At 65.0% G+C, this 25,931-nt stretch carries 23 protein-coding genes and 1 pseudogene; 21 read left to right on the forward strand and 3 right to left on the reverse strand.

Features of this window, described 5'->3' with window-relative positions:
• Nucleotides 1-19 precede the first annotated feature (19 nt).
• The 4 genes from CH296_RS14900 (at nucleotide 20) to CH296_RS14915 (ending at nucleotide 5,716) form a co-directional block, all read left to right on the forward strand.
• Complete coding sequence (locus tag CH296_RS14900; RefSeq protein ID WP_094629742.1) at nucleotides 20-1,522, forward strand: ABC transporter ATP-binding protein; 1,503 nt, start codon at nucleotides 20-22, stop codon at nucleotides 1,520-1,522.
• Complete coding sequence (locus CH296_RS14905; RefSeq protein ID WP_094685221.1) at nucleotides 1,515-2,753, forward strand: ABC transporter permease; 1,239 nt, start codon at nucleotides 1,515-1,517, stop codon at nucleotides 2,751-2,753. Before CH296_RS14900 ends, CH296_RS14905 begins: the two co-directional genes overlap by 8 nt.
• Nucleotides 2,750-4,027 (forward strand): ABC transporter permease, encoded by a 1,278-nt coding sequence (locus tag CH296_RS14910; protein WP_045198883.1) that lies wholly within the window; start codon nucleotides 2,750-2,752, stop codon nucleotides 4,025-4,027. The genes CH296_RS14905 and CH296_RS14910 overlap by 4 nt, the downstream gene beginning before the upstream one ends.
• Before the next feature lie 99 nt (nucleotides 4,028-4,126).
• A complete protein-coding gene (locus CH296_RS14915; RefSeq protein ID WP_032393865.1) occupies nucleotides 4,127-5,716 on the forward strand; it encodes an AMP-binding protein in 1,590 nt (529 codons plus the stop codon).
• 69 nt (nucleotides 5,717-5,785) lie between these two features.
• Here the strand turns inward: CH296_RS14915 and CH296_RS14920 are convergent, their stop codons facing one another.
• Together CH296_RS14920 and CH296_RS14925 are read right to left on the reverse strand one after the other, a co-directional pair.
• Nucleotides 5,786-6,751: a glucosyl-3-phosphoglycerate synthase gene (locus tag CH296_RS14920; protein ID WP_094685222.1), complete on the reverse strand. Its 966-nt coding sequence runs from the start codon at nucleotides 6,749-6,751 to the stop codon at nucleotides 5,786-5,788.
• Between the two features lie 35 nt (nucleotides 6,752-6,786).
• Nucleotides 6,787-7,809, reverse strand: a complete 1,023-nt coding sequence (locus CH296_RS14925) for an alpha/beta hydrolase family protein (protein ID WP_032393866.1) — start codon at nucleotides 7,807-7,809, stop codon at nucleotides 6,787-6,789.
• Between the two features lie 259 nt (nucleotides 7,810-8,068).
• Between CH296_RS14925 and CH296_RS14930 the strand changes: the two genes are divergently transcribed.
• The 11 genes from CH296_RS14930 to CH296_RS14980 all read left to right on the forward strand — a co-directional run bounded on the left by CH296_RS14930 (nucleotide 8,069) and on the right by CH296_RS14980 (nucleotide 20,491).
• A complete protein-coding gene (locus CH296_RS14930) occupies nucleotides 8,069-9,523 on the forward strand; it encodes a condensation domain-containing protein (protein ID WP_094685099.1) in 1,455 nt (484 codons plus the stop codon).
• Nucleotides 9,520-10,971: an MFS transporter gene (locus tag CH296_RS14935; RefSeq protein ID WP_094685100.1), complete on the forward strand. Its 1,452-nt coding sequence runs from the start codon at nucleotides 9,520-9,522 to the stop codon at nucleotides 10,969-10,971. The genes CH296_RS14930 and CH296_RS14935 overlap by 4 nt, the downstream gene beginning before the upstream one ends.
• 92 nt (nucleotides 10,972-11,063) lie before the next feature.
• On the forward strand, nucleotides 11,064-12,272 hold the full coding sequence (locus CH296_RS14940; protein ID WP_094685223.1) for a lipase family protein: 1,209 nt from the start codon (nucleotides 11,064-11,066) through the stop codon (nucleotides 12,270-12,272).
• 26 nt (nucleotides 12,273-12,298) lie between these two features.
• The gene (locus tag CH296_RS14945; RefSeq protein WP_179277728.1) at nucleotides 12,299-14,020 is read left to right on the forward strand and encodes a CocE/NonD family hydrolase; all 1,722 of its coding nucleotides are present in this window, start codon (nucleotides 12,299-12,301) and stop codon (nucleotides 14,018-14,020) included.
• Between the two features lie 68 nt (nucleotides 14,021-14,088).
• Nucleotides 14,089-15,255 carry a lipase family protein gene (locus CH296_RS14950; protein WP_256980461.1) on the forward strand — a complete coding sequence of 389 codons (1,167 nt, stop codon included), beginning with the start codon at nucleotides 14,089-14,091 and terminating at the stop codon, nucleotides 15,253-15,255.
• A gap of 179 nt (nucleotides 15,256-15,434) precedes the next feature.
• Nucleotides 15,435-15,956, forward strand: a complete 522-nt coding sequence (locus CH296_RS14955) for a DUF3558 domain-containing protein (RefSeq protein ID WP_143546365.1) — start codon at nucleotides 15,435-15,437, stop codon at nucleotides 15,954-15,956.
• Between the two features lie 17 nt (nucleotides 15,957-15,973).
• A complete protein-coding gene (locus tag CH296_RS14960) occupies nucleotides 15,974-16,375 on the forward strand; it encodes a hypothetical protein (protein ID WP_094685103.1) in 402 nt (133 codons plus the stop codon).
• 225 nt (nucleotides 16,376-16,600) lie between these two features.
• Nucleotides 16,601-17,743, forward strand: a complete 1,143-nt coding sequence (locus tag CH296_RS14965) for a low temperature requirement protein A (protein WP_094646856.1) — start codon at nucleotides 16,601-16,603, stop codon at nucleotides 17,741-17,743.
• Nucleotides 17,740-18,495, forward strand: a complete 756-nt coding sequence (locus CH296_RS14970; protein WP_094646857.1) for a phosphoglyceromutase — start codon at nucleotides 17,740-17,742, stop codon at nucleotides 18,493-18,495. Before CH296_RS14965 ends, CH296_RS14970 begins: the two co-directional genes overlap by 4 nt.
• A 137-nt stretch (nucleotides 18,496-18,632) precedes the next feature.
• Nucleotides 18,633-19,805: a cell wall metabolism sensor histidine kinase WalK gene (locus tag CH296_RS14975; RefSeq protein WP_032393873.1), complete on the forward strand. Its 1,173-nt coding sequence runs from the start codon at nucleotides 18,633-18,635 to the stop codon at nucleotides 19,803-19,805.
• Nucleotides 19,802-20,491, forward strand: a complete 690-nt coding sequence (locus CH296_RS14980; RefSeq protein ID WP_032393874.1) for a response regulator transcription factor — start codon at nucleotides 19,802-19,804, stop codon at nucleotides 20,489-20,491. Before CH296_RS14975 ends, CH296_RS14980 begins: the two co-directional genes overlap by 4 nt.
• A 70-nt stretch (nucleotides 20,492-20,561) precedes the next feature.
• Here CH296_RS14980 and CH296_RS14985 read toward each other — a convergent pair whose 3' ends face one another.
• Nucleotides 20,562-21,323 (reverse strand): hypothetical protein, encoded by a 762-nt coding sequence (locus tag CH296_RS14985; protein WP_179272857.1) that lies wholly within the window; start codon nucleotides 21,321-21,323, stop codon nucleotides 20,562-20,564.
• 111 nt (nucleotides 21,324-21,434) lie between these two features.
• Between CH296_RS14985 and CH296_RS14990 the strand changes: the two are divergent.
• The 6 genes and pseudogenes from CH296_RS14990 to CH296_RS15015 form a co-directional block, all read left to right on the forward strand.
• Nucleotides 21,435-21,689: pseudogene (locus CH296_RS14990) on the forward strand (hypothetical protein); the annotation flags it as partial.
• On the forward strand, nucleotides 21,686-22,840 hold the full coding sequence (locus CH296_RS14995; RefSeq protein WP_094646858.1) for a hypothetical protein: 1,155 nt from the start codon (nucleotides 21,686-21,688) through the stop codon (nucleotides 22,838-22,840). The pseudogene CH296_RS14990 and the gene CH296_RS14995, both read left to right, overlap by 4 nt.
• 12 nt (nucleotides 22,841-22,852) lie before the next feature.
• Nucleotides 22,853-23,695: a sugar phosphate isomerase/epimerase gene (locus tag CH296_RS15000; RefSeq protein ID WP_045198902.1), complete on the forward strand. Its 843-nt coding sequence runs from the start codon at nucleotides 22,853-22,855 to the stop codon at nucleotides 23,693-23,695.
• A 22-nt stretch (nucleotides 23,696-23,717) separates the two neighbouring features.
• Nucleotides 23,718-24,575, forward strand: coding sequence for a thioesterase family protein (locus CH296_RS15005; protein ID WP_094685104.1), 858 nt, complete (start codon nucleotides 23,718-23,720; stop codon nucleotides 24,573-24,575).
• A 19-nt stretch (nucleotides 24,576-24,594) separates the two neighbouring features.
• Nucleotides 24,595-25,410, forward strand: a complete 816-nt coding sequence (gene proC / locus CH296_RS15010; RefSeq protein ID WP_032394165.1) for a pyrroline-5-carboxylate reductase — start codon at nucleotides 24,595-24,597, stop codon at nucleotides 25,408-25,410.
• A 127-nt stretch (nucleotides 25,411-25,537) separates the two neighbouring features.
• A complete protein-coding gene (locus tag CH296_RS15015; protein ID WP_008713658.1) occupies nucleotides 25,538-25,774 on the forward strand; it encodes a helix-turn-helix domain-containing protein in 237 nt (78 codons plus the stop codon).
• Nucleotides 25,775-25,931 lie beyond the last annotated feature (157 nt).

Consider the following 25,931-nt stretch of genomic DNA (forward strand, 5'->3'; position numbering starts at 1 on the left):
CAAGCGGTCGTAAAGGGATATGAAGCTCGAACTTCGCGGTATCACCAAACGATTCGGCTCGTTGATCGCCAACGACCACATCGATCTGAGCGTCGAATCCGGCGAGATCCACTGTCTCCTCGGCGAGAACGGTGCAGGCAAGTCCACGTTGATGAACGTGCTCAGTGGCCTGTATCGCGCCGAGGAGGGCCAGATTCTGCTCGACGACGTCGAGCAGAACTTCGCCGGACCGGGCGAGGCGATGACCGCCGGAATCGGCATGGTGCATCAGCACTTCATGTTGATTCCGGTGTTCACCGTCGCCGAGAACATCGTGCTCGGCAACGAAACCACCTCGCTCGGTGGACGACTCGACCTCGTGGCAGCTCGGAAGCTGGTGCGGGAGATATCCGCGAGGTTCGGCTTCGACCTCGATCCCGATGCTCTCGTCGACGACCTTCCCGTCGGCGTGCAGCAGCGGGTCGAGATCGTCAAAGCACTCTCTCGTGAGGCGAAGGTACTCGTGTTCGACGAGCCGACAGCCGTCCTGACGCCGCAGGAGACCGACGATCTGATGCGGATCATGCGCGAACTCGCGGCGTCGGGCACCACGATCGTCTTCATCACCCACAAGCTGCGCGAAGTACGCGAAGTGGCCGACAAGATCACCGTCATCCGGCTCGGCAAGGTCGTCGGCGAAGCGAAGCCGACCGCCAGCAACACCGAGCTCGCGGCACTGATGGTGGGACGCGATGTGCAGCTGACCGTCTCGAAGGACCCGGCCACGCCCGGGGACGCGGCACTGGTGATCGAGAACCTGTCCGTGTTCGACGCCCAGGGCAACAAGACCGTCGACGACGTCAGCCTCGAAGTCGCGGCGGGAGAGATCCTCGCCATCGCCGGCGTGCAGGGCAACGGTCAGACCGAATTCGTCGAAGCCCTACTCGGGTTGCAGGACAACGTATCCGGCAAGATCAGCCTCGACGGCAACTCGCTCGTCGGGTCGACGGTGCAGGACGTGCTCGACGCAGGCGTCGGCTTCGTCCCCGAGGACCGCACCGTCGACGGACTGGTGGGCGAATTCTCCATCGCCGAGAACCTGATGCTCGATCGCTCCAACAGCATGCCGTTCGTGCGACGCGGCGCGGTGCAACGCGAGTATCTGGAGAAGTTCGCATCGGACAAGCTCAGCGAATTCGACGTTCGCGCACCGGGAATCGGCACCGCCGTCGGACGCCTCTCCGGTGGCAATCAGCAGAAGGTGGTGCTCGCGCGAGAACTGAGCCGCGATCTGCGACTGTTCGTCGCTGCGCAGCCGACTCGCGGAATCGACGTCGGATCCATCGAATTCGTGCACAAACGCATCGTCGCCACCCGGGATTCGGGGATCCCGGTCATCGTGGTGTCGAGCGAACTGGACGAGGTTGCCGCACTGGCCGACCGCATCGCCGTCATGTATCGAGGAGCAATCGTGGGAATCGTCCCCGGGGATACGTCCCGCGAAACACTCGGATTGATGATGGGCGGTGAACGCGGTGAGTGAGGCCGAGCGGCCGTCGGTACCTCAGGAGCCGTCGAAGTCGCATGTCGTGTTGCGGCAGATCTTCACCGGCAGCGCGATCATCTCGGTTCTCGCGGTACTGCTCGCGTTGATCGTCGGGGCCGTGCTCATCGCCGCCACCAACTCGGCCGTGCAGGAATCGGCCGGGTACTTCTTCTCCCGTCCCTCGGACATGCTCGAGGCGGTCTGGGATTCCGTTGCCGGAGCGTACTCGTCGTTGTTCCAGGGCTCGGTGTACAACTTCCGGCGTCCAGGATTCGAGAACGGCATCCGTCCGCTGACCGAGACGCTGACCTTCGCCACTCCGCTGATCGTCGCGGGACTCGGTGTGGCACTGGCCTTCCGCGTCGGAATGTTCAACATCGGTGGCCGCGGCCAGATGCTCATCGCATCGGCGTGCGCAGGCTGGGTCGGCTTCGGAGTGAACCTGCCGGCCGGGATCCACCTCCTCGTGGCCGTCGTCGCCGGAGTCCTGGGCGGCGCAGTGTGGGGCGGTATCGCCGGATTCCTCAAGGCACGCACCGGCGCTCACGAAGTGATCGTCACCATCATGCTCAACTACATCGCGTTCTATCTCGTCGCGTATCTGCTGCGTACCCCCGGTGCTCTGCAGGCACCGGGATCGAACAACCCCAAGACCCCGCCCATCGCGTCGACTGCGGTGTTCCCCAAGCTCTTCGGCGACCGCTACAGTCTGCACCTCGGATTCGTGCTGGTGATCGTCGTGACCGTCGCGGTGTGGTGGCTGCTCGAACGGTCCAGTCTCGGATTCCGCTTCCGCGCCGTCGGCGAGAATCCGCACGCGTCGCGCGTCGCGGGCATGAACGTCAATCGGATCTACCTGTACGCGATGATCCTGTCGGGCGCGCTGGTCGGCTTGGCCGGAGTGGCGCAGGTGCTCGGCACCGTCACCACCGGCTTCAGCGCCGACATCGACGCCGGAATCGGGTTCGACGCCATCACCGTCGCCCTGCTCGGCCGATCGAAACCCTGGGGCGTGTTCTTCGCGGGAATCCTGTTCGGCGCGTTCAAGGCCGGCGGGTTCGCCATGCAGGCAGCCGAGGGCGTACCGATCGACATCGTGCTGGTCGTGCAGTCGGTGATCGTGTTGTTCATCGCCGCGCCGCCACTGGTGCGAGCGGTGTTCCGATTGCCCAAACCAGGTGAAGAGAAACTCGCGAAAGCCGAGACCGCGAAGGTGAGTGCACTGTGACCACCTCAACCGACGCCGTCGGTGCCCCCGCCGAGGCGGTGCTGGGTCGCAGCTGGAAGGTGCCCACGATCCTCGGGGTCGTGACCCTGCTCGCTCTGGTGCTGTTCGTCGTCAAGAAGGGTTCGGGCACAAGCACATTCGCGTTGGCCTCGGAGGGCGACTTCTTCGCGTTGCCCGCCGTGGGCGTGCCGTCGTTCGGCACCGGTCTCGCAGTGGTCGTCGCGCTGGCCGTCATCACCGCATACGCGGCGTTCCTGGCCTCGCAGTACCGCTCGGCACCGCTGTGGCTGCTCGCAGTGTTCGCCGTGCTGTTCGTCTTCGGGTTCCTGGCGTGGGCCGCGGACGGTGAGACCATTCCCGTTCCCGGATTGCTCATCGGCGCGGTCGCTCTGAGTACCCCGCTGATCTTCGGTGCCATGGGCGGCGTGATCTCCGAACGCGTCGGCGTCATCAACATCGCCATCGAAGGACAGCTTCTGGCAGGTGCGTTCGTCAGCGCCGTCGTCGCGTCGATCACCGGCTCCACGTACGTCGCGCTACTCGCTGCACTGATCGCCGGAGCGTTGACCGCGTCCCTGTTGGCCGTGTTCTCCATTCGCTACTTCGTGAACCAGGTCATCGTGGGTGTGGTGCTCAACGTGCTGGTGGTCGGACTGACCAGCTTCCTGTATTCGGTGGTGCTCACCAAGAACGCCGAGACACTCAACTCACCACCGCGCTTCGCGCGCATCGACATTCCGGTGCTCTCGCAGATTCCGATTCTCGGCCCGGTGCTGTTCCGGCAGACGCTCATCGTGTACCTGATGTACGTCGCGGTAGCTCTGGTTTTCCTCGGGTTGTTCCACACCAAGTGGGGCCTGCGACTACGCGCCGTGGGTGAACACCCGCAAGCTGCCGACACCGTCGGAATCAATGTCGCTCGCACCCGATTCTGGAACGTCTGCCTCGCCGGTGCCATCGCCGGCCTCGGTGGTGCGTACTTCACCCTGGGTTCGGTCGGAGCGTTCGGCAAGGAGATGACGGCCGGTGCCGGCTACATCGCTCTCGCCGCCGTGATCTTCGGGCGCTGGGATCCGGTACGCGCGACGCTGGCTGCACTGTTGTTCGGATTCGCGTCGAACCTGCAGAACGTACTGGGCATCATCGGCTCGCCGGTACCCAGTGAGTTCATGCTGATGCTGCCCTACGTGGTGACCATTTTCGCCGTCGCGGGCCTGGTGGGCCACGTCCGGGGACCGGCCGCAGCGGGCAAACCGTACGCGTCGCGAAGTTAGCCCTCCACTACCTGACTCGGCGGTAGGGTCGTACGTCCGTTGTGACCGCTTTCACTGTAGGGTTCGATCATTGTTGCCGCAGTTTTTCGAAGGAGAGCCATGAGCTTCCGCAGTCCCTTTCCCGATGTCGAGATTCCCGAACTCAGCGTCTACGACTTCCTGTTCGGATCGATCGCCGAGTCCGACCTCGACAAGCCTGCACTGATCGACGGAACGTCGGGTGCGGTCACCACCTACAAGACGCTGATCGGCCAGATCGACGCCATCGCAGGCGCTCTGGCCGCACGCGGACTCGAGGTCGGCGACGTCGTCGGACTCCACTCGCCGAACGTGCCCGCGTTCGCGTCGGTGCTGCACGGCATCCTGCGCGCGGGTGGAACTGCGACGACGATCAACGCGCTGTACACGGCCGAGGACATCGCCAAGCAACTCACCGGCTCGGGCGCGAAGTTCCTGTTCACCGTCTCCCCGCTGTACCCGCAGGCCAAGGCCGCCGCGGAGAAGGTCGGCCTCGACGCAGACCACGTCATCGTGCTCGACGGCGCAGAGGGCCACCCGAACCTGCGCGACCTGCTCACCCAGGGCGCACCCGCCCCCGAGGTCTCGTTCGATCCGGCCACCCACGTTGCGGTGCTGCCGTACTCCTCCGGCACGACGGGTGTGCCGAAGGGCGTCATCCTCACCCACCGCAACCTCGTCGCGAACGTGGCTCAGATGGAACCGCGCGTCGGGATCGACAGCGACGACGCGATCCTGGCGCTGCTGCCGTTCTTCCACATCTACGGCCTGACGGTACTGCTCAACATCGCCCTCAAGCTGCGCGCCCACCTGGTGACGATGCCGAAGTTCGACCTCGTCGAATTCCTGAGGATCATCCAGGATCAGAAGCTCACGTATCTGTTCATCGCACCGCCGGTGGCCGTCGCGCTCGCCAAGCACCCGATGATCGATCAGTACGACCTCTCCAGCGTGCACACCATCTTCTCGGGCGCGGCACCGCTGGACGAGGAACTCGGCAAGGCCGTCGCGAAGCGTCTGAACACGCGGGTGCGTCAGGGCTACGGCATGAGCGAGCTCAGCCCCGTCAGCCACGCCATTCCGTTCGATCGCGACGACATGCCGCTCAGCTCGGTGGGCCAGCCGCTGGCGAACACCGAGAACAAGCTCGTCGACCCGGGCACCCTCGAGGAGATCGAGCTGCCCACTGAGGGATTGAGCAAGCCCGGTGAGCTGTGGGTCAAGGGACCGAACGTGATGGTTGGATACCTCAACAATCCCACCGCCACCGCAGAAACCCTCGATTCCGACGGTTACCTGCACACCGGCGACATCGCCGTCGTCGATCCCGAGGGTGTCGTCTACATCGTCGACCGCCTCAAGGAACTGATCAAGTACAAGGGCTACCAGGTGCCCCCGGCCGAGCTCGAGGCATTGCTGCTCACGCACGAGGAGATCGCCGACGCCGCCGTCATCGGAGTGCTCGACGACGAGGGCGAGGAAATTCCCAAGGCGTTCGTCGTCCGCCAGCAGGGTGCCACGATCGACGAAGAGGGCGTCATCGCCTTCGTCGCCGAGCGCGTGTCGCCGCACAAGAAGGTGCGACGCGTCGAGTTCATCGACATCGTCCCCAAGTCTGCGGCGGGCAAGATTCTGCGCAAGGACCTGCGTGCCGCGGAGACAGGCAAGTAGCTCGTTTCTCGAAAGCCCCAGCCGCGCCCTCCACCGTGCTCGACGGTGGAGGGCGCGGCTGGCTGCGTCTCACACCGGGGCGCTCACCGAGTTCCGGCGAGTGGCACGGAGGTACTGGTCGACGGTGATCAGCGGGGGACGGTCGACGAGAGACAAGGGTGCCACGCTCATCGAGACCTGAGACCCGGTGGTCGAGAATGTGGTGAACTCGGCTCCGGAATCGTTCAGGCCGAGGCGCGAGAACATCGTGGCGATGATCTGCCGACTCATGACCGCCAGCTCCGAGGTCGGTCGATTTCGATGCCGTCGGGTTCCCAGTCCGACCTGACCGATCGCGCCGATACCCAACCGGTCGCACGTATCGAGCAGGACACCGATCTCGACGCCGTAGCCGGGCGCGAACGGAAGTGCCTCCAAGAGGCGACGAGTCGCGGCGTATTCCCCGCCCAAGGGTTGGAAGACACCGGCGAGCTCGGGCCGAAGTGCCGTCAGCAGCGGCCGTACCGTCAGCTGCGTGACGCGGCCGCCGCCGTCCTCGTCGGTGGTGTCACCGATCGTCAGGGGTCGACGAAAGAAGCCTTTGACCAACTCGACGTCGTCGTCCATGACCAGGGGTCCGACGAGGGAGGGAACGAAGTGCGAACCGGGATCGACCAGATCGGAGTCGACGAACACCACGATGTCCCCCGAGGTCGCAGCCACGCCGCGCCACAGCGCTTCACCCTTGCCGCGGACCACGGGTGTGCCGGGTAGTGCGTCCTCCCTGGAGACGACGGTGGCACCGGCGCAGCGGGCCCGAGCGGCGGTGGCGTCGGTCGATCCCGAATCCAGCACCACCAGTTCGTCGATCAGGCTGCCCATATGAGGAGTCATCGAGGCGATGACGCCGGCAACGGTCTCCTCCTCGTCGAGAGCGGGTAGCACGACCGAGACGGTCCGGCCACGTTTGGCCCGAATGATGTCGGCGAGTGGCCACGGTGAGCGGGCCCAGGTGGCAGCCAGAGCCGGAGTGCCCGCAGCGTCGGTTCGGTTCATCGCTTTTCCTTCGTCATCGCTCGAGGAGTCACGGGTCAGGACGTGCCGGTCGGCAGCCCCAACGACGGTGCGATCACCGACCACGAGTCGTGCAGATCCTGTTGCCAATAGGCCCAGGAGTGGGTCCCGTTGGGTCGGAAGTTGTAGGTGGCCTCGATGTCGAGCTCCTGCAAGCGTTTCTGCATCTGTTGCGAGCACACATCGGTCGTCGCCTCGATCACGGCACCGACGGCGAGTTGCTGGGCGAGCTTGCCGTAATCGCTGCCGATACCGGGACCACCCGGTACGTCGAATGCCCCGGGCGCTCCCGTTCCGGACGAGATGTACACGTCGATGCCGCGCAACCCCTCGGCATTGACATAGGGGTCGTTGGCAATCCAGTCGGCGCTTCCCTGGGGTCCCCACATGTTGGCGGTCGACCCACCGCCGCGGGCTTCTACCACCGACCTGACGTACATGGCACCTACCGGGTCGCTGGTACGCGCACATCCGCTGAACGCCGCGACGGATCGATACACCGACGGGTGGGCGATCGCCAACTGCAGGACGGACGTGCCTGCCATCGAGATACCGGCGACCGAATTTGCCCCGTTGCCGTCGAGCAGAGCATCCATCAACGGAGGAAGTTCCCGACCGAGGAAGGTGGACCACATGTTTCGGCCCAGAACCGGATCGTCGTGCAGCCAGTCGGTGTAGTAGCTCGCTGCGCCGCCGCGCGGGACCACCACGTTGACGTTCTTGTTTCCGAAGAAGCCGGCGATGTCGGTCTGATCGAACCAGCTGCTTCCCCCGTCTCCGCCCGCCGCTCCGTTGAGTAGGTAGAGCGTCGGTGAACCGGGTTGCGCCGACCGAAATACGTCGACCTGGATATCGCGGTCCATGGCTGCCGAATGCACCCACACGATGTCTCGTCGGTCGGCAATGCCCTCGACGCCGACCACCGACGAGGTGGTTTCGGCGGTAGCCGGTGCCGCCGTGCTCGACAGGAGAACGACGGCGGTAGCGAGCGCGCTCAGAGCCGACGAGGTCGCCTGACCGAGGCGAAATCGACTGGGCATCAATGGTTCCTGACATCGTGGGAGCAATGCGCGACAGGCCTGTGTCCGACGCGGTACGACCTCAGACGGTAGATCGGAACACTGTCATCGACAACAATGCTGACGATTGTTCAGTTTTGACACAGATATCCCGCGGATCGTTGTCAATTTTCCAAAATGCTCGTCGGCGGGTTTCTCGGCCTCGGCCCGGATGATGCACTGGCTCCTCCGACGCACTTCTCCGCGTCGAATCGCTCTGTCTCCTTCGAAAGGTTGTGTCGTGGTCGCATTCGGACTCATCGACGAGTGGAAACCCGCTCCAGGACCGCTCACCACGTGGTCACCCACCGTCGCTTCACGAGCTGCTGCCGCGGCCGCGCCCGTTCACCCGGCACCGCCCTCGCACATCCAGCAGGCGTATCTCGAAGCCGCGTACCGCAACCGGGGATCGTCGTTCCGATTCTCCCGGCTTTGCCTGGTGACGTTCGAGATCGAAGGCGCACTGGACCGCGCCGCGATGGGGCGCGCATTCAACACGTTCGTCACCCGGCACGATTCGTTCCGCAGCTGGTTCTCCACCACAGCAGAAGGTTCTACGCGCCACCTCGTCGACATCGCCGACATCGCGCTCGAACCGACCGATTTCGGAGTGCCGGCGGACTCCGAGGCCATCCGGCGTCACGTGCAGGACAGCACGCCCGGTCCCGAGAGCTGGGATTGCTTCTCGTTCGGAACGATCGAACACGACGATCACTTCGTGGTGTACGCGGCGGTCGATCACCTCGACACCGACGGCATCTCGCAGGCTCTGACCTACTACGAACTGCGCCAGCTCTACCGCAATGCGGTGACAGGGGAGTCCGACGGCCTGTTCACCCCGGGCAGCTACCTCGAATACTGCCAGCGTGAACGTCTCGAGAGCGACGCCACAACCCTGGACAGTCCTGCTGTTCGGACCTGGATCGATCTGGTCACCGACAACGGAGGTGATCTTCCGACGTTCCCACTTCCGTTGGGACGCAGCAGTGTCGACTACACACGGACCTCGCACAGCTCGTTCCCGTTGTTCGACGGTGCCACGGCGCGGGCAGTGGACGAGGCGTGTGCAGCCGTGGGAGTCAAGTTCATCGGCGGAATCTTCGCCGCCGCAGCCCTGGCGGAGTACGAGCTCGCCGGCCGGGACAGCTACCTCGGGCTGACACCCAAGAGCACTCGGTCGACGCCGGGTGAATTCGCGTCGATCGGTTGGTACTCGAGCCTGATTCCGGTGCAATTCGACCTCGGTGAGCAGCCGACGTTCCGTACTCTCGCGGTGCTCGCGCAAGAGGCATTCGACTCCGGAAAGCTGCTGGCGAACACCTCGTACCACCGGGTGCTGGAGCTGGCCTTGCCGGAACACGGAATCACGACGCAGCCGGGATGGACCGCGCCGATGATCTCCTACGTCGACGTTCGCAAGCTACCGGGCGAAGCCGAATTGGACGCGGCGGGAGCCGGTCTCTACGGCAACCGCGGCAGCTCCGAGGAAGTCTTCATGTGGATCAACCGCTTCGAGGACCACACCGGCGTCGAGTTCCTGTACCCGGGCACGGACGAGGCCGATCGTTCGATCGACCTGTACTTCTCCAAGATCTCCGAAATCTACTCCGCCGTGGTCGACAAGGGTGACTACATTCCACAGCCGCCCGAGGCTCGCGTGTTCGCCCACGAGCTTCCGGACGTCAGCCGGGTATGACGCACCCTCGCAGCGGCTCGTGGCTGACGCTGGGTGCCTGTCTGCTGGCCGTCACGATGCAGATGATCGACGTCACCGCCGTCACCGTGGCGTTGCCGACGATTGCGCGTGACCTCGACGCGTCGGGCACCGGGCAGGTCTGGATCCCAACGGCGTACCTGCTCGCGTTCGCCTGCGCGCTGCTCACGATGGCACGCGCCGGTGAGGTGTTCGGTCGCAGAACGGTATTCGTCACCGGCACTGTGCTGTTCGCCGTGACATCGGTGCTCTGTGCGTACGCGCCGACGGTCGAACTGCTCGTCCTCGCTCGCGTGTTGCAAGGGCTCGCGGGAGCGGCGATGTCGGCCCAGACGGTGGCGATCGTGACAGCGGCCTACTCCGGCACCCGGCGCACCACCGCGTTCGCGCTGTACGGTGGCACCGCGGGGCTGACCGGACTCGCCGGGCCGTCGATCGGCGCAGCGCTGTTGCACCTCGACATCCTCGGAACCGGGTGGCGCGCACTGTTTCTGATCAACATCCCGATCTCTGCGGCTGCAGTCGTTCTCGGTCACAGGTTCGTCGCACCGGGTTCAGAGCAGGTCCCGGCAGGACACGGAGGACGGTTCGACGCGGTCGGTGCCGCCCTGTGGTCGATCGGGGCTCTGCTGATCGTCTGCCCCGTCATGATCAGCTCGAGTGCCCTCGCTGCCATGCCCGCGGTTGCGCTCGGTCTGACGACCCTGGCCGGGTTCGTGGTGTGGGAGCGTCGTCGACGTGCAGCGGGAGCGCACGCCATGGTGAACATCGGTGTCTTCGGTGTACGCGGATTCTCCGTGGGATGTGCGGTGTCGGCCCTCGTGTACGGCACTTTCACCGGATTCGTTCTGACGATGTCGGTGACACTGCAATCCGGACTGAGTGAGAGCGCGTCGACGGTGGCAGCGATCACCGTTCCCTTCGCGCTCGGAGCCGTGCTCGCCTCCGCGGCTGCGCCGATCTCGTTCCGTCACTGGGATTGTCGAGTCGTTGTGGCCGGTGCGGGGGCTATGGGACTGGCTCTGCTCGTTCTCGGCGTCACCACCGAGTATCTCGACAGTGCAGGCTTCCCCTGGTGGGCGGTCGTCCCGCTCGGAGTGCTCGGCGCGGGTCTCGGGTCGGTGATCGCGCCGCTGCAGAGCACCATCGTCGCCGGGGTGGCCCCGCACGCCATCGGCTCGGCGTCGGGGATCATGCCGACCGTCCAGCAAGTGGGATCTGCTGTGGGTACTGCGGTCACCGGTGCCGTGTACTTCAACCTGCTTCCCGCGGAGCCGGTCGCCGCGGACTACCTGACGTCGCAGCGGGCCGTGCTGTTCGGGCTGGCCGCGACCATGGGGTTGGCCGCCGCAGTCGCGGCCGCGCTGCCCCGCGGCGATCGCGAGTCGGTCGACCGCAACTCGCCGATGGTCTCCCAGGGTGCGCCGTGAATGTTTCGAAGTCGATTGTCCGTCAACGGTATCCGAATATCTCTCACCCGAACCGTGCGTTCGGGCCGATCGAAATCGAGAAGAATTTCGCCATGCTTCGCACCCTCGTGACCCTCACACTCGTCGTCGGGCTGATGTCGCTGTTGTTCGCTTCTGCTCCCCACGCGTCGGCAGCCCCCGGTGATCCGGCCCCGGTACCAGGCACGTTGTATGCGGCGGCTGCAGACCTGAACGGAAAGAACAACGGCGATATCGTTGCCAGTCGGCGGTTTTCGAGCCCCCTGTATCCCGGCGCCGACATCTGGCAGCTCCAGTACCGGTCGTCCGATTCCCGAGGCGACGCCATCGCCGCAGTGACAACCGTTCTGGCACCGATGAACCGCGCCTCGGGCGGACCATTGCTGTCCTATCAACCCTTCGTCAACGCGCTCGGGTTGCAGTGCGCTCCGTCGGAGTCTCTGTTCGGTGCCGACCCGACGACCGGCGTGCAGGAACGTGAATTTCTCAATCTCGCGCTGATGCGTGGATGGACCGTGGCGGTACCGGACCACCTCGGGCCGAAAAGTGCCTACGGCGCAGCCAAATTGGGCGGACAGATCACGCTCGACGGCGTCCGCGCCGCACAGCGCGTGCCGGAACTCGGTTTGGCAGCGAGCCCGGTGGGTATGGCCGGCTACTCCGGTGGCGGAATGGCGACGGCGTGGGCCGCGGCGCTCGCTCCCAGCTACGCACCCGAGCTGAACATCGTCGGTGCCGCAGCCGGAGGTGTGCCCGCAGATCTGGACAACATCGCCCGCGCATTGGGTTTTCAGCCCCACCAGGCATTCGGTCTCGCGTTCGCTGCCGCCCTCGGACTCGAACGCGAGTACCCGGATCGCTTGCCGATCACCGCACAACTCAATTCCACCGGTCTGGCGTTGAAGGATCAGGTGTCGAATGCGTGCACGCCGGTGATCCTGGCGACCGGAGCGTTCAAGAGTGCGCTGGCCGTGTCGACCACCACCTCTTTGGTGGACAGCCCCGAGGCACAGCAGATCATCGACGAGAACAGTCTGGTCAAGTACGCAGGTGTGCCGACGGCACCCACACTTCTGTGGGGAAGCGACAACGATCCGCTGATTCCGATCGGTGCGCTGCGTGACACTGCTGCGCGGTACTGCGCGAGTGGGGCCACGTTGCAGTTCGACGTCGTCCATGCACCGCAGCACATCCAGGCGGCATTCGAGGGGCTTCCCGCCGCACTGACATTCCTGGACAACAGGTTTCGGGGCGTCGCGCCGCCGACCAACTGCCTCCGATGAGACGGTGGGCAACTGTCGTCGCTACCGTGACGACAGCTCTGGTAACGGCGTCGGTGCCCGGATACGCAGCGGATCTTCCGGTCCTGGCACCGCAGACGCTCGGCGGCTTCTCGGTGCAGACTCGGTACTTCGACATCGCAGTGGGACCCGAACGCGATCAGCACTGCACCGTCGTCGGAGATATCTATGTTCCTGCCGGGCTCGGACCGGACCACCGAGCCCCGGCCATTCTGACCAGCAACGGTTTCGGCGGGTCCAAGGACGACCAGGCAGGTGCCGCTGCCAGATTCGCCACCCACGGCTACGTGGTGCTGTCCTACTCGGCCCTGGGTTTCGGCGGCTCGACGTGCAAGATCTACTTCGCCGATCCTGATTACGACGGAATGGCCGCGTCGGCTCTCGTCGGCTACCTCGCAGGCGAGAGCGGCGGAGTGTTCACCGACCCCGCACGGACGGTGGCCGCTCCGGCACTCGACGTGGTTCGACTCGACGGACCCGGTGACCCGCGCGTCGGCTACCTCGGCGGTTCCTACGCCGGCGCAACAGGATTGGCCACGGCATCGGTCGATCCACGATTGGACACCGTGGCGTCGATGATCACCTGGAACGATCTGGCGCGGTCGATGGCACCGGACGGGGCGGGCCGCAGATCCGTCGGACCGGTCAAGAGCGTGTTCGGGTCGGCGTTTCTGGCGGCGGGCGCAATTCTGACCGGCCCGGGCGGATACGCAGTCGATCCGGCACGGGCGCAGGGGTGCCCGAACTACGCCCAGTGGGTGTGCGACGCCGCGTCCGCCTTCGCTGCCAATCGCGAACCCGGCCCGGAAACTCTGGCGGCGATGCGTCACGTATCGCCGGTGGACTACCTCGATCGCGTCGATGTCCCGGTGTTGCTCACGCAGGGCCAGAAGGATTCACTGTTCAGCCTCGACGAGGCGGCCGCCACCTACGAGACCTTGCGTTCGCGTGGCGTCGAGACGTCCATGATCTGGCACTCGTGGGGACACAACGATCGGAAGGGTTATCCGGGAGAGTTCGACATCAAGGCACCCGACCCGTTCACGCAGCACGAAGCGGCACTGGTGGGCAACTGGCTCGACCGACACCTCAAAGATCGCGACGTCGACCCGGGGCCGGCATTCACCTATTTCCGAGATTGGGTGCCCTACAGCGGCGTCGCGTCGCCCGCGTACGTCGAATCCGAGACATTTCCGGTAGGTGCCCGACGCACGTTCCAGTTGTCGAATGGATCGCTGTCCGAGGGTGATTCGACGAATGGTGTTTGGAAACAGACGATTCGGGGTGCAGGTGCGTCGATGCCCACCACGTTCGGACTGCCGAATCTCGCGGGCGAGTTGCCCGTGCCGCGGGTCTCGTTACCCGGTTCTGCCGCGAATTGGACGACCCCGCCACTGACCGAACCCATCGATGTCGTCGGCGCACCGACGTTGTCCATCAGTCCCACGGTGTCCGGGCCCGCGACCGTCTTCGTCACCGTGCTCGACGTAGCACCCGACGGTGCGCGCAGTCCGATCCACGGACTGGTTGCACCTGCCGTACTCACCGGATCCGGCGAGCCGGTGACCATCTCGCTACCGAGCATCGTCCATCGATTCGACCTCGGACACCGCATCGCCGTCGAGATCACCGCATCGGATCCGTCCTTCGCGGGTGGGCCGGGCCCAGCGGACGTCACCGTGTCCTCGACGGATCCGATCAACCAGTTCTCTCTTCCCGTAGTTCCGTGATCTTCGATCTTGCTCACTCCGAAAGGCGCACCGTGATCCGAAAGCTCTCGACCCTAGGGTCCATCCTGGTGGCACTCTGCGTGTACCTGTTCGCAACGGGCACAACAGCGTCGGCGGCTCCTGCGCCGACGGCCCCCGATCCGGACGTCTTCTATGCGGCACCGGCCGACATCGCCGATCACGCGCCGGGTGACATCCTGGCCAGCCGTCGTGCGGACGCCTGGATGTACCCCAACACCGACATCTGGCAACTGAAGTACCGGTCCACCAACTCCGCAGGTGCACCGGTTGCCGCAGTGACCACGGTGCTGATGCCCCGAGGTAGAGGCGCGGGAACCCCGCTGGTGTCCTACCAGGCCGTCATCAATGCTCTGGGCGTCAAATGTGCCCCGTCGCACGGACTTTTCACCTACGAGATCGGTGAAGCGCCGAGCCTGTACCTCGGTATGGTCGCGCGCGGTTGGGCGGTTGCGGTGCCGGACTACCTCGGACCGACCGGTGCCTACGGCGCTGCCGAGTACGAAGGTCGGTTGACGCTCGACGGGGTTCGAGCCGTGCAGAACTTCGAGCAGTTGCCGCTGAAGGACAGCCCCGTCGCGTTACTGGGTTACTCCGGAGGCGCATTGGCGACATCGTGGGCCGGTGCGATGGCACCCACGTACGCCCCCGAGCTGAACATCGTGGCCAGCGTGCACGGCGGAACGCCTGCCGACCTGGGATTGATCGCAAAGAATCTGGGCTACAGTGCCATTCCGCATCCGGCCTTCGGGATGGCGCTGGCGGCATCCCTCGGACTCGAACGTGAATACCCGACCGAGTTTCCCGTCTCGGAGAACCTCAATGCGGCGGGTCTGGCCCTGCGAGACCGTGTGAGCAACGAATGCAGGCGTCCCATCATCATCGGCGGAGCCTTCAAGAGCGCCCGGGACCTGTCGAATGTCGATATTGCCTCGCTGCCTTCTGCGCAGGCGGTTCTGAAGAAGAACAGTCTCGTGGAGTACGAGGGGGTTCCCACCGCCCCGGTGTACATCTGGCATGGGATCAACGACTTCATCACTCCCTTCGCACCGGTGAAAGAGACGGTCGACCGCTACTGCGCAGCGGGGGCAACAGTGCAGTTCCGGGCCTACCCACTCGCCGAGCACTTCAGCGGATCGCTCGTCGGACTGCCCGAGGCCTACGCCTACGTGGACGCGCGATTCCGAGGGGAGCCGGCTCCGTCGAATTGCGGCTGATCTCTGCTCGATGGTGACCTCACACCTTTTCTGGCGACTGCGCGCCCCCACTCTGAAGTGAGCGGGGGCGCGCACTCGTCAGTAGGTGTGTGAGGTCGTCGCGGAACCGAACCGACATTCGCCGCGTCCAACCAGAGGTGAGGGCAACGCGGTGGTTGGTGGCGGGTCTGGTCGGCGTCATGGTGTCGGTCTCCGGATGTGGCGGGGCGACGGAGAGCGCGCCGGTTGCAGAGCCGAAGAGCTCGGCGGTCGCGACACCGGTGGAAGACGAGCCATGGGATCCCTGCACCATCCCGAACGACGCCATCGAGGCAGCGGGATTGGATGTGGACTCTAAGGAGTCGGGTGCGCGCGGGATCACCGAGATAGCGAACTGGAGAGTTTGCAGTTGGAACAATCCTGAGCCGAGCTCGTGGTACCTACTGGGCATCTTCTCATCGTCGAACTCCTCGATCGAGGACGTCCGTCAGAACGAACGTTTTCAACAGTTCACCGAAGATCCTGCGCTCGGGGGGGAGCGATTCCTTCGATCAGGACAGGACGGAAGTGAAAGTTGCGGTGTGGCATACGAGGTGGAAGGCGGCGTCGTCTATTTCGTCCTCGACAAACGGGTTGTTCGTGATGCCCTTGGGGACCCGTGCACAGAAGTCGGGCGAACAGCGATGGCACTTCGATCATCGATGCCGCCTGTAGTCGGTTAGCAGCGAAGGAGAACGGCATGGGGCTCGACTCGAATCAGCTGTACGCGTCGATGCAGTACTGGCGAAATATGTCCGCGCAGGCGCAAGCCGGGCAGCTCGAAATCCCTGAAGGTGTCGCCGCGCAATGCGACGCTGCTTGCGCCAAGTACGTCGACCATCTCGAAGACATGATCGACGGCCTGCAATACGTCATCGATGTCGGGGCGTTCGGTGATTTCGATTCCTCCAGAAAACTGGGTGAGAAGTTCGAGAGAATCACCTACAGCGGTGACCGGTCGCTTCGAGTTGTCCTCGGACAGCACATCGAAGTCATCGAATTGATGCGCTCGGTGTTTCGTCGCTATTTCGTCGAGACCGAGGAGCTCGATGAGAGTGTGGGAGCTCGAATCGGCGCGATCGGGGCGGACCTGGGGGAGTGAGCCGGTAACCTCACACCCTTTCTGTCGACCTCACACACCAGCCAGGACTCGAACCCCGGCGCGCAGTCGGGAAAAGGGGTGAGGTGTCGACAGTCCCGGCGGCGAAGCGTCGAACAATGTCCGAAATGTCCGCAATATCAACCCTGCAACACAATCGAGACAACGCTCACGAATGGGATGACCTAGTCTGCGATCGTGAACCCTTCCGCTGCCCGTTTGGTGCCGATGCGACCTCGTGATCCGAACGAGCCGCATCGCTCCGCGAGCCCACTCGAATTGTTCTTCGACCTGGTGTTCGTGGTGGCCGTCAGCATTGCGTCGGTTCAACTCCATCACGACCTCACCGAGAACCACATCGCCGACGGTTTGCTCGGCTATGCGCTCGTGTTCTTCGCGATCTGGTGGGCGTGGATGAACTTCACGTGGTTCGCGACGTCCTTCGACACCGACGACTGGCTGTATCGGACGCTGACCGTCGTACAGATGGCCGGGGTGTTGGTGCTCTCCGCAGGAATCGAATCGGCGTTCGTGGACCAGGATTTCACCATCGTGGTGATCGGGTACGTGGTGATGCGCGTGGCGATGGTGACTCAGTGGCTGCGGGCATCGCGAAGCCCCGAACATCGACAGACCGCGCTGACCTATGCGATAGGCATTGCGGGAGTGCAGGTTCTGTGGATTCTCTGGGTACTGCTGCTCGACGGCACCGCCGCGATCGTCGTGTTCGTCGTACTCGCGGGCGTCGAGATGTCGGTACCGCTGATCGCCGAGCGGCGGGGCACGACACCGTGGCATCCGCACCACATCACCGAACGCTACGGACTGTTCACACTGATTCTGCTCGGCGAATCCCTCCTCGCGTCGGCCAACGCGATCATCGAGGCAATTCACGACGAGACCGCCCTCGCACCACTGATCTCGATCTCCGTCCTCACTCTCGTCGTCACCGCGAGCCTGTGGTGGATCTACTTCTGGCCCCCGCATCACCGAGCGATCGGAAAATTCGGCAACTCGGTGATCTACGGCTACGCCCACTACTTCATCTTCGCGGCAGCAGGCGCGTTCTCGGCCGGCATCGAGGTCGAGATCGACGTACTGACCGAGCAGAGCAAGCTCGGCGACACCGCCGCGTCGTTCACGGTCACGATCCCGATCGCGGTGTTCGTGTTCGGGGTCTGGCTCATCGCTATCCGTGCCCACGCCGATCGAGTGGTCAACGTCGTCGTCCCCACCGGTGCCGTGCTCGTGCTGTTCGACCCCGTCATTCCCATCCCGATCACCCTCACCGCCGTCGTGATGATCGTCGTCGTCGGCGTGCTCGTCGTACGCGGGCCGGCGCAGCCGGAGCATGAGAAACTGACCACATGAGTATCGGAACCTTGATTCTGCTTCGTCACGGCGAGAGCGAATGGAACGCGTCCAACCAGTTCACCGGTTGGGTGGACGTGCGACTTACCGAGAAGGGTGAGGCCGAGGGCAAGCGCGCAGGCCAGCTCCTCGCCGAGGCGGGCACCCTGCCCGACCTGCTGTACACCTCGCTGCTGCGTCGCGCGATCAGCACCGCCAACCTCGCACTCGACGCGGCCGACCGGCACTGGATACCCGTCGTCCGCGACTGGCGTCTGAACGAACGGCACTACGGCGCACTACAGGGACTGAACAAGGCCGAGACCAAGGACAAGTACGGCAACGAGCAGTTCATGCTGTGGCGTCGTAGCTACGACACCCCGCCGCCGCCCATCGAGATCGGCAGCGAGCACAGCCAGGACGCCGATCCGCGCTACGCCCATCTGGACAGCGTTCCGCTGACCGAATGCCTCGCCGACGTCGTCGAGCGCCTGATCCCGTACTTCGAGGAGACGATCGTCGCCGACCTCAAGGCAGGCAAGAACGTCCTCGTCGCCGCGCACGGCAACTCGCTGCGCGCTCTCGTGAAGTACCTCGACGAGATCTCCGACGCGGACATCGCCGAACTGAACATCCCCACCGGCATTCCGCTGCAGTACGACCTCGAGGAGGTCGACGGGAAGCTCAAGCCCACCAACCCGGGCGGCACCTACCTCGATCCGGAAGCAGCGGCCGCAGGCGCAGCTGCCGTGGCAAACCAGGGCGGCAAGTAACGCCACCTCCCGCAAACCGACGTTTTGTCGTAACTGCAGGTGAACGATCGAAGAACACTGCCGACGGGGACTATGACGACCAGGGAAATGCCTGCACCCTGCGTATGTGAGCTGTCCATCGAACGTACGATTCCGGTGTGAGTGTCGCATCGGCCGTACTACTGGCTATCGCCGCGGCCTTCGTGGGATACCTCGTCGGCGGTGTTCTGATCCCGTACCTCAACACTCGACACTCGGAGCGTCGCCGAGCCAGCTCCGGCCTGACGATGTCGCAGGTACTGGACCTGATCGTCCTCGCATCGGAGAGCGGCATCGCCGTCGTCGACCAGTTTCACGACGTGGTGCTGTTCAACCCGCGCGCCGAGGAGCTGGGACTGGTGCGTAACCGTCTGATCGACGATCGTGCCTGGGAGACCGTTCTGAAGGTCCTGGCCGACGGAAACCCCGTCGAGGTCGACCTCAGCTCGAAGAACCCGAGAACCGGCCGCGACAAGATCGCCGTCCGCTGCGTCGCGCGCCTGCTGAGCAAGGAAGACAAGCGCTTCGTGGTGCTGTTCGCCGACGACGACTCGGAGCAGGTCCGGATGGAGGCGACGCGTCGGGACTTCGTCGCCAACGTCAGCCACGAACTGAAGACCCCCGTCGGCGCGATGAGCCTGCTGGCCGAGGCGCTGCTCGAATCGGCCGACGATCCGGACTCCGTCCGGCACTTCGGCGGCAAGGTCGTCGCCGAATCCAAACGGCTCGGCAACATGGTGACCGAACTGATCGCGCTCTCGCGACTCCAGGGAGCCGAGAAGCTACCCGACCTCGAGGTGGTCGACGTCGACACCGTCGTCAACGAGGCGATGGATCGATCCAAGCTCGCCGCCGAGAACGCCGGAATCTCCGTCACCACCGACCACCCGAGCGGCCTTGAGGTCCTCGGAGACCAAGCTCTGTTGGTGACGGCCCTGGCCAACCTCATCCAGAACGCCATCGCCTACTCCTCGGACGGCTCGCCCGTCTCGGTGAGCCGAGCTCTGCGCGGAGACAACGTGGCGTTCGCCGTCACCGACCGCGGCATCGGCATCGCCAAGGCAGACCAGGAACGCGTCTTCGAGAGATTCTTCCGCGTCGACAAAGCTCGGTCGCGGGCCACCGGTGGCACGGGCCTCGGCCTGGCCATCGCCAAACACGTCGCAGCCAACCACAACGGCAGCATCTCGCTGTGGAGCAAGCTGGGCACCGGATCCACCTTCACCCTCCAGATCCCTGCGTACTTCGAAGAAGAAGACGACGCTTCGGTTACAGAAAGAGAGAATCAGTGACCAACGTTCTGATCGTGGAAGACGAAGAGTCGTTGGCCGATCCACTGGCCTTCCTGCTCCGCAAGGAAGGCTTCGAGGCCACCGTCGTCGGAGACGGACCGTCGGCACTGGCGGAATTCGACCGCGCAGGAGCCGACATCGTGTTGCTCGACCTCATGCTCCCCGGCATGAGCGGAACCGACGTGTGCAAGCAATTGCGTTCGCGCTCAGGGGTTCCCGTCATCATGGTGACCGCACGCGACAGTGAGATCGACAAGGTCGTAGGGCTCGAACTCGGTGCCGACGACTACGTCACCAAGCCGTACTCGGCACGCGAGCTCATCGCCCGCATCCGCGCAGTTCTTCGGCGCGGCTCCGACGCCGAGGTCGACGGTGGAGTCGACACCGGAGTGCTCGAAGCCGGACCGGTGCGCATGGACGTCGAACGCCACGTGGTGATGGTCGGATCCGAGCAGATCACGTTGCCGCTCAAGGAATTCGACCTACTCGAGTATCTGCTGCGCAACTCCGGTCGAGTGCTGACCCGCGGGCAGTTGATCGACCGCGTGTGGGGAGCCGACTACGTGGGCGACACCAAGACACTCGACGTGCACGTCAAGCGACTGCGCTCGAAGATCGAATCCGATCCGGCCAAGCCGGAACACCTGGTGACCGTGCGCGGACTGGGCTACAAGCTCGAGGGGTAGAGCCTGCGGCAGGTGAGCGCTGAGCCTGCGGCATGTGAGCGGAAATTCGTAGTGGGCTACGAAGTTTCGCTCACGTGCGGCGCAGCCGCTCCGCCTCACGAGTGGCCGGATGCACCGCGATCAGACCCAGACCGCGGCGACGCTTGCACAGCGACGCCAGTTCGTCGTACGCAGCCTTGCCGAGCAGCTCGGTCAACTCCGGCTTGTAGGACTCGAACACCTGCTTCGATCCGACGTGCGCGTCGGGCGAGCCCGAGCAGTACCAGTGCAGATCGAGACCACCCTCGCCCCAGCCGCGTCGGTCGTACTCACCGATCGTGGTCTTGAGAATCTCGGAGCCGTCCGGCCGCGTCACCCAGTCCTGAGTACGCCGGATCGGCAGCTGCCAGCACACGTCGGGTTTGACCTCGAGCGGTTCGATGCCCTTGCGCAGTGCCATCGAGTGCAGCGCGCACCCGATTCCGCCCTCGAACCCGGGTCGATTCTGGAAGATGCAGGCACCCTTGTAGCGCCGCGTACGCAGTGACTGCTCGTCGTCGAGATCGTCGTATTCGACGTACCCCTTCTTGCCGAGACCCTTGTCCATGAGCTGCCAGTCCTGGGGGGTGAGCAACTTCACCGACTCGTCGAGCTTGCGCTTGTCGTCGTCGTCGGACAGGAACGCGCCGTGGGAGCAGCACCCGTCGTCGGGCCTGCCCTCGACGGTTCCCTGACACGCCGGAGTCCCGAACACGCAGGTCCAGTTGGACAACAACCACGTCAGATCCGCGACGATGAGGTGTTCCGAATTGTCGGGGTCGGGGAACTCGACCCATTCTCGAGGGAAATCCATCTCGACCTCTGCAGCGAACGGCTGCTGCTCACGACCTGCTGTCACAAACGACGACGGTAGACCCAGTACCGTGGGCATGTGCGAATAGGGGTGCTCGACGTCGGTGCAGACGCGGCTCGAGTCAACTCCTCGAGGCAACTCGTAGCGTTCGTATCGCGGATCATGGCGGCCGACCGTGCAGAATCGGTAGGTGTCAGCGCCGACGGGTCGCCACAACTGGCGGCCGGGGCTCTGGTCGCGGAGGCGAGCATGCGGGCATCGACAACGGAGTCATTCGAGATATGCCCGTGGGCGCTGAAGGAAGGTTTGATGTTGAGGAAGCTGGACCCCGAAACCGACGGCGATCTGGTGGGGAGTTCGAGATGAGCGACACCAACCCGGAGGACACCGGACAGATCTCGGTTGCCGAGCTCTTGGCCCGAAACGGTCAGAAGACGAACCTGAGCGCGGGCGGTCGCCGTCGCCGTGGCGTCAAGGGCGGCATCTCCGTCGCCGAGCTGACCGGTGAGATCCCCGTCGTTCGTGACGAGCCCGGCAACCGCAGCGCCCCGGTTGTCGAGACCCCGGCCCCCGACGAGCCCGAGCCCGAGACGTCCGACGTCGCTCCGGCAGCGCCGCAGAGCAACGATGCGGCCGAGGACGCTGCACCCGCCGCCGTCTCCTCGCGGCCACAGCCGGCTCGGCCGCAGAGCACTCGCCCCACCCCGTTCCAACCGGCAGGCAAGCGCGAGAAGCAGCAGCCGGAGCCGGAACTGTTGTCCGGTTCCACCACGGTTGCCGGTGACCTGCTGAACCGCTCGCACGACGACACCGAACGCGCCAGGCACCCGGTGGCACCGACGGCGGCTGCGACGCCGACGTCGGATCGGCTTCCGTACGGATCCACCCCGGCCGAGCAGAGTCGGACCCGCAAGCCGGTTGGCTTCCGCGCACCGCGGCAGGTCGAGGTGGCCGAGCCGAACACCGATGTCGCTCCGCGAGCAGCGGTCGTCGACGTCGACGACCTGACCAAGACCGTGGTGTCGCCGCGCCTCGCGCGCGTCGAGGACACCACAGCTGAGTCGGCGGGGGTCGAGACGTCCGCCGCCACCGAGGTCGTCGATCTCGTGAAGCCGGGGATCGACGACGAGCCGAAGACCGCGACCGACGTCGAGACCGACACGGCAACCGACGACGCACCGGACGCGGAGGCCGACAGCGCGACTGCGGCCTCGCGCACCGATCGCCGGGCAGCGGCGGTCAAGGGCAAGGGCGGTGCCGTCCGGCAATGGCTGGTGCTGATCGGTCAGGCCGTGGTGTCGATCGCTGTCGGCGCGCTGCTGTTCAAGGGCTTCGAGCAACTGTGGGACGTGCTGCCGTGGGTCGCGCTGGTGCTGTCGGTCCTGGTCATCGTCGGGCTCGTCGCAGTGGTGAGAATTCTGCGACGCACCGACGATCTGATGTCGATCGTCATCGCGATCGCCGTCGGTGTCTTCGTCACGCTCGGTCCGCTCGCCTTCCAGCTCAGTACCGGCTGAGCCGGCACGCCGATGGGTGCGCAGCGAATTCGGGTGGGACTGTCCACGGCCTCGGTCTACCCGCAGAACACCGAGGCGGCGTTCCGGTACGCGGCTGAGCTCGGGTACGACGGCATCGAGCTGATGGTGTGGGCCGAGTCGGTCAGTCAGGACGTCGACGCGGTGGCCGCGCTCTCGCGGGAGTACTCGATGCCGGTGCAGGCCATCCACGCGCCGTGCCTGCTGATCTCGCAGCGAGTGTGGGGATCGGATCCGGTCGCCAAACTCGCCCGTTCGGTCGAGGCGGCCGAGAAGCTGGACTCGGCGACGGTCGTGGTGCACCCACCGTTCCGGTGGCAGCGCAAGTACAGCGACGGCTTCGCCGATCAGGTCGCCGAACTCGAAGCGAACTCCCACGTGGTGGTCGCCGTCGAGAACATGTTCCCGATGCGGGCCGACCGCTTCTTCGGGCGCAAGGAGAAATCCGCACAGCGACTCGAACGACGCGGTGGTCCGGGCGCAGCCCTGTCGGCGTTCTCGCCGTCGTACGACCCGACCGACGTCGGCCACGATCACTACACGCTCGACCTCTCGCACACCGCCACCGCAGGCTCGGACGCGCTCGAGATGCTCGACCGGATGGGCGAGGGCATCGCGCACCTGCATCTGGCCGACGGCCGGGGCGCATCGGTCGACGAGCATCTGATCCCCGGTCACGGCAGCCAGCCATGTGTCGAGGTGTGCACCGAACTGGTGCGCCGCGGCTTCGAAGGTCAGGCAGTGATCGAGATCAACACGCAGAACGCGCGCACGGTCCCCGAACGATCGTCGATGCTCGGACAAGCACTGCAGTTCTCCCGCGCACACCTGTCCTGAGGCCGCCGGTAAGTTGTCGCCAATGAGTTCCGCCAGCCCCTTCAAGGCCGCCACCACCCTGACCGCGCTCGAGGTCGACGCCGACACCGCATCGTTCGCGGGCGCGATCGACTCCACCTGGACCATCGGTCCCAAGGTGCACGGCGGCGCGATGCTCGCGGTCTGCGCCGCAGCAGCGCGTCAGCAGATCGTAAGGACCGACCCGGAGCAGACCGAGATCCAGCCGCTCGCAGTGAGCGTCAGCTACCTGGCCGCACCCGATCCCGGCGAGGTAGCGCTGACGACCATCGTGCGCAAGCGCGGTCGCCAGGTCTCCCACGTCGACGTCGAGCTCACCCAGGCCGGACGCGTTGCCGTGCGGGCGGTGGTGACCCTCGGTCGTCCGGACTCCGACGAACCCCACCACGAGACACCGACGTCGTTGTCGTCGATGGCCGTCGAACCTCCCGCCGAGACACTCGCGGTGGCAGGCGATCATCCGATGGCGTCCATCGTGCACGTCGCCAAGGGCTGCGAGATGCGTATCGACGCATCGTCGGCGTCGTTCCTGACCGGTCAGCAGGGCGAGGCGGAGATTCGATTGTGGGTGCGCCCCTTCGCGGGCGACGAGGCCGACGTCGACACCGCCGTCCTGTTCGCGCTGATGACCGGAGACATCTCGGCCCCGGTGACCATGAACCGCGGAATGTTCGGTTGGGCTCCGACCGTGCAGCTGACGACCTACCTGCGACGCCGTCCGGCACCGGGGTGGCTGCGCGTGGCGGCGACCAGCACCGTCATCGGCAGCACCTGGTTCGAGGAGGACCACGTGGTGCTGGATTCGACCGGTGCCGTCGTGGTGCAGAGCAGACAGTTGGCGATGGTGCCGCGCTCGAACTGACATGGCAGGCTTGGCGTCCATGACGAGAATTGCAGTGATCGGCGGCGGACGGATCGGCGAGGCGTTGATTGCGGGACTCCTCGAGTCCGGCCACGCTGTGCGCGATCTGGTGGTCGCCGAGAAGTCCGAGGCCCGCGCCAAGGAGATCGCCGAGGAATTCGGAGTACTGACCACCACCGTCGGCGACGCATCCGAGGGTGCCGACGTGATCGTGCTGGCGGTCAAGCCGGCCGACGTCGAAGCGGCACTGAACGAGATCACGAAGATCGAACTCGACGGCGATCGCGAACAACTCATCGTCTCGCTGGCCGCAGGCGTCCCCACCGCCAAGTTCGAGCCCAAGCTCCCCGCCGGTTTCCCGGTCGTTCGGGTCATGCCCAACACCCCGATGTTGGTGGGGGAGGGCGTCAGCGTGTTGGCACCGGGCAAGTACGCCCGCGCCGAGCACCTCGAACTGGTGCGCTCGATCCTCTCGGCCGTCGGCAAGGTGGTCGTGGTCAAGGAGAATCAGCTCGACGCCGTGACGGCCGTGTCCGGCTCCGGCCCGGCCTATTTCTTCCTGGTGGCCGAGGCCATGATCGACGCGGGAGTAGGCCTGGGATTGAGCCGCGACGTGGCGTCGGCGCTCGTGGTTCAGACGATGGTGGGGTCGGGGGCGATGCTCGATCGCTCCGACGAGAGCGCGAGCGAGCTCCGATACGCCGTGACTTCTCCGGGCGGAACCACCGCCGCTGCGGTGCGCGAACTGGAGAGAAACGGCCTCCGAGCAGCGTTTTTCGATGCCCTCGGTGCCGCGAATGCCCGATCCGTTGAGATGGGCATCACAGCAGAATAAAAAATCTTTTCCCCACTCCCGTCGCAGTAACCCCATCTGTCCCTATAGGCTCGGGGGCAGCACGTGCGTGTCTGTTCGGCAGGAGGGGAAGCCTGCCGCATGAGACGTGCCGGAGGTATGTGGATTGATGGCGTCTATAAACAAGCCGTCCAAGGGTTCGTCCCCGGACGGTCAACCGGCTCTGGCCGGAACGCAGTTCCTCACGGTCGCCGAAGTGGCGACGCTGATGAGGGTTTCGAAAATGACCGTGTACCGGCTGGTGCACGGCGGAGAATTGCCCGCTGTACGAGTGGGTCGATCTTTTCGTGTGCACGCCAAGGCGGTCCACGACTATCTCGAGACCTCGTACTTCGACGCAGGCTAGTAGTGCACGTGGGGCCGGTTTCGTAAGTCCTGGTTCACACCGGTAGGATTGGCGCTCGTCGTGCCAGCCAGCCGGTGTGTAGCCGTGGGCGAGTACGTGGCCCCAGCGCCAGCTCGGTGACCGCAGCCTCAGGGCTTGGTTGTCAGGTAGGCGTACG

Source organism: Rhodococcus sp. 14-2496-1d (assembly GCF_002259365.1).
Taxonomy (GTDB): Bacteria; Actinomycetota; Actinomycetes; order Mycobacteriales; family Mycobacteriaceae; genus Rhodococcoides.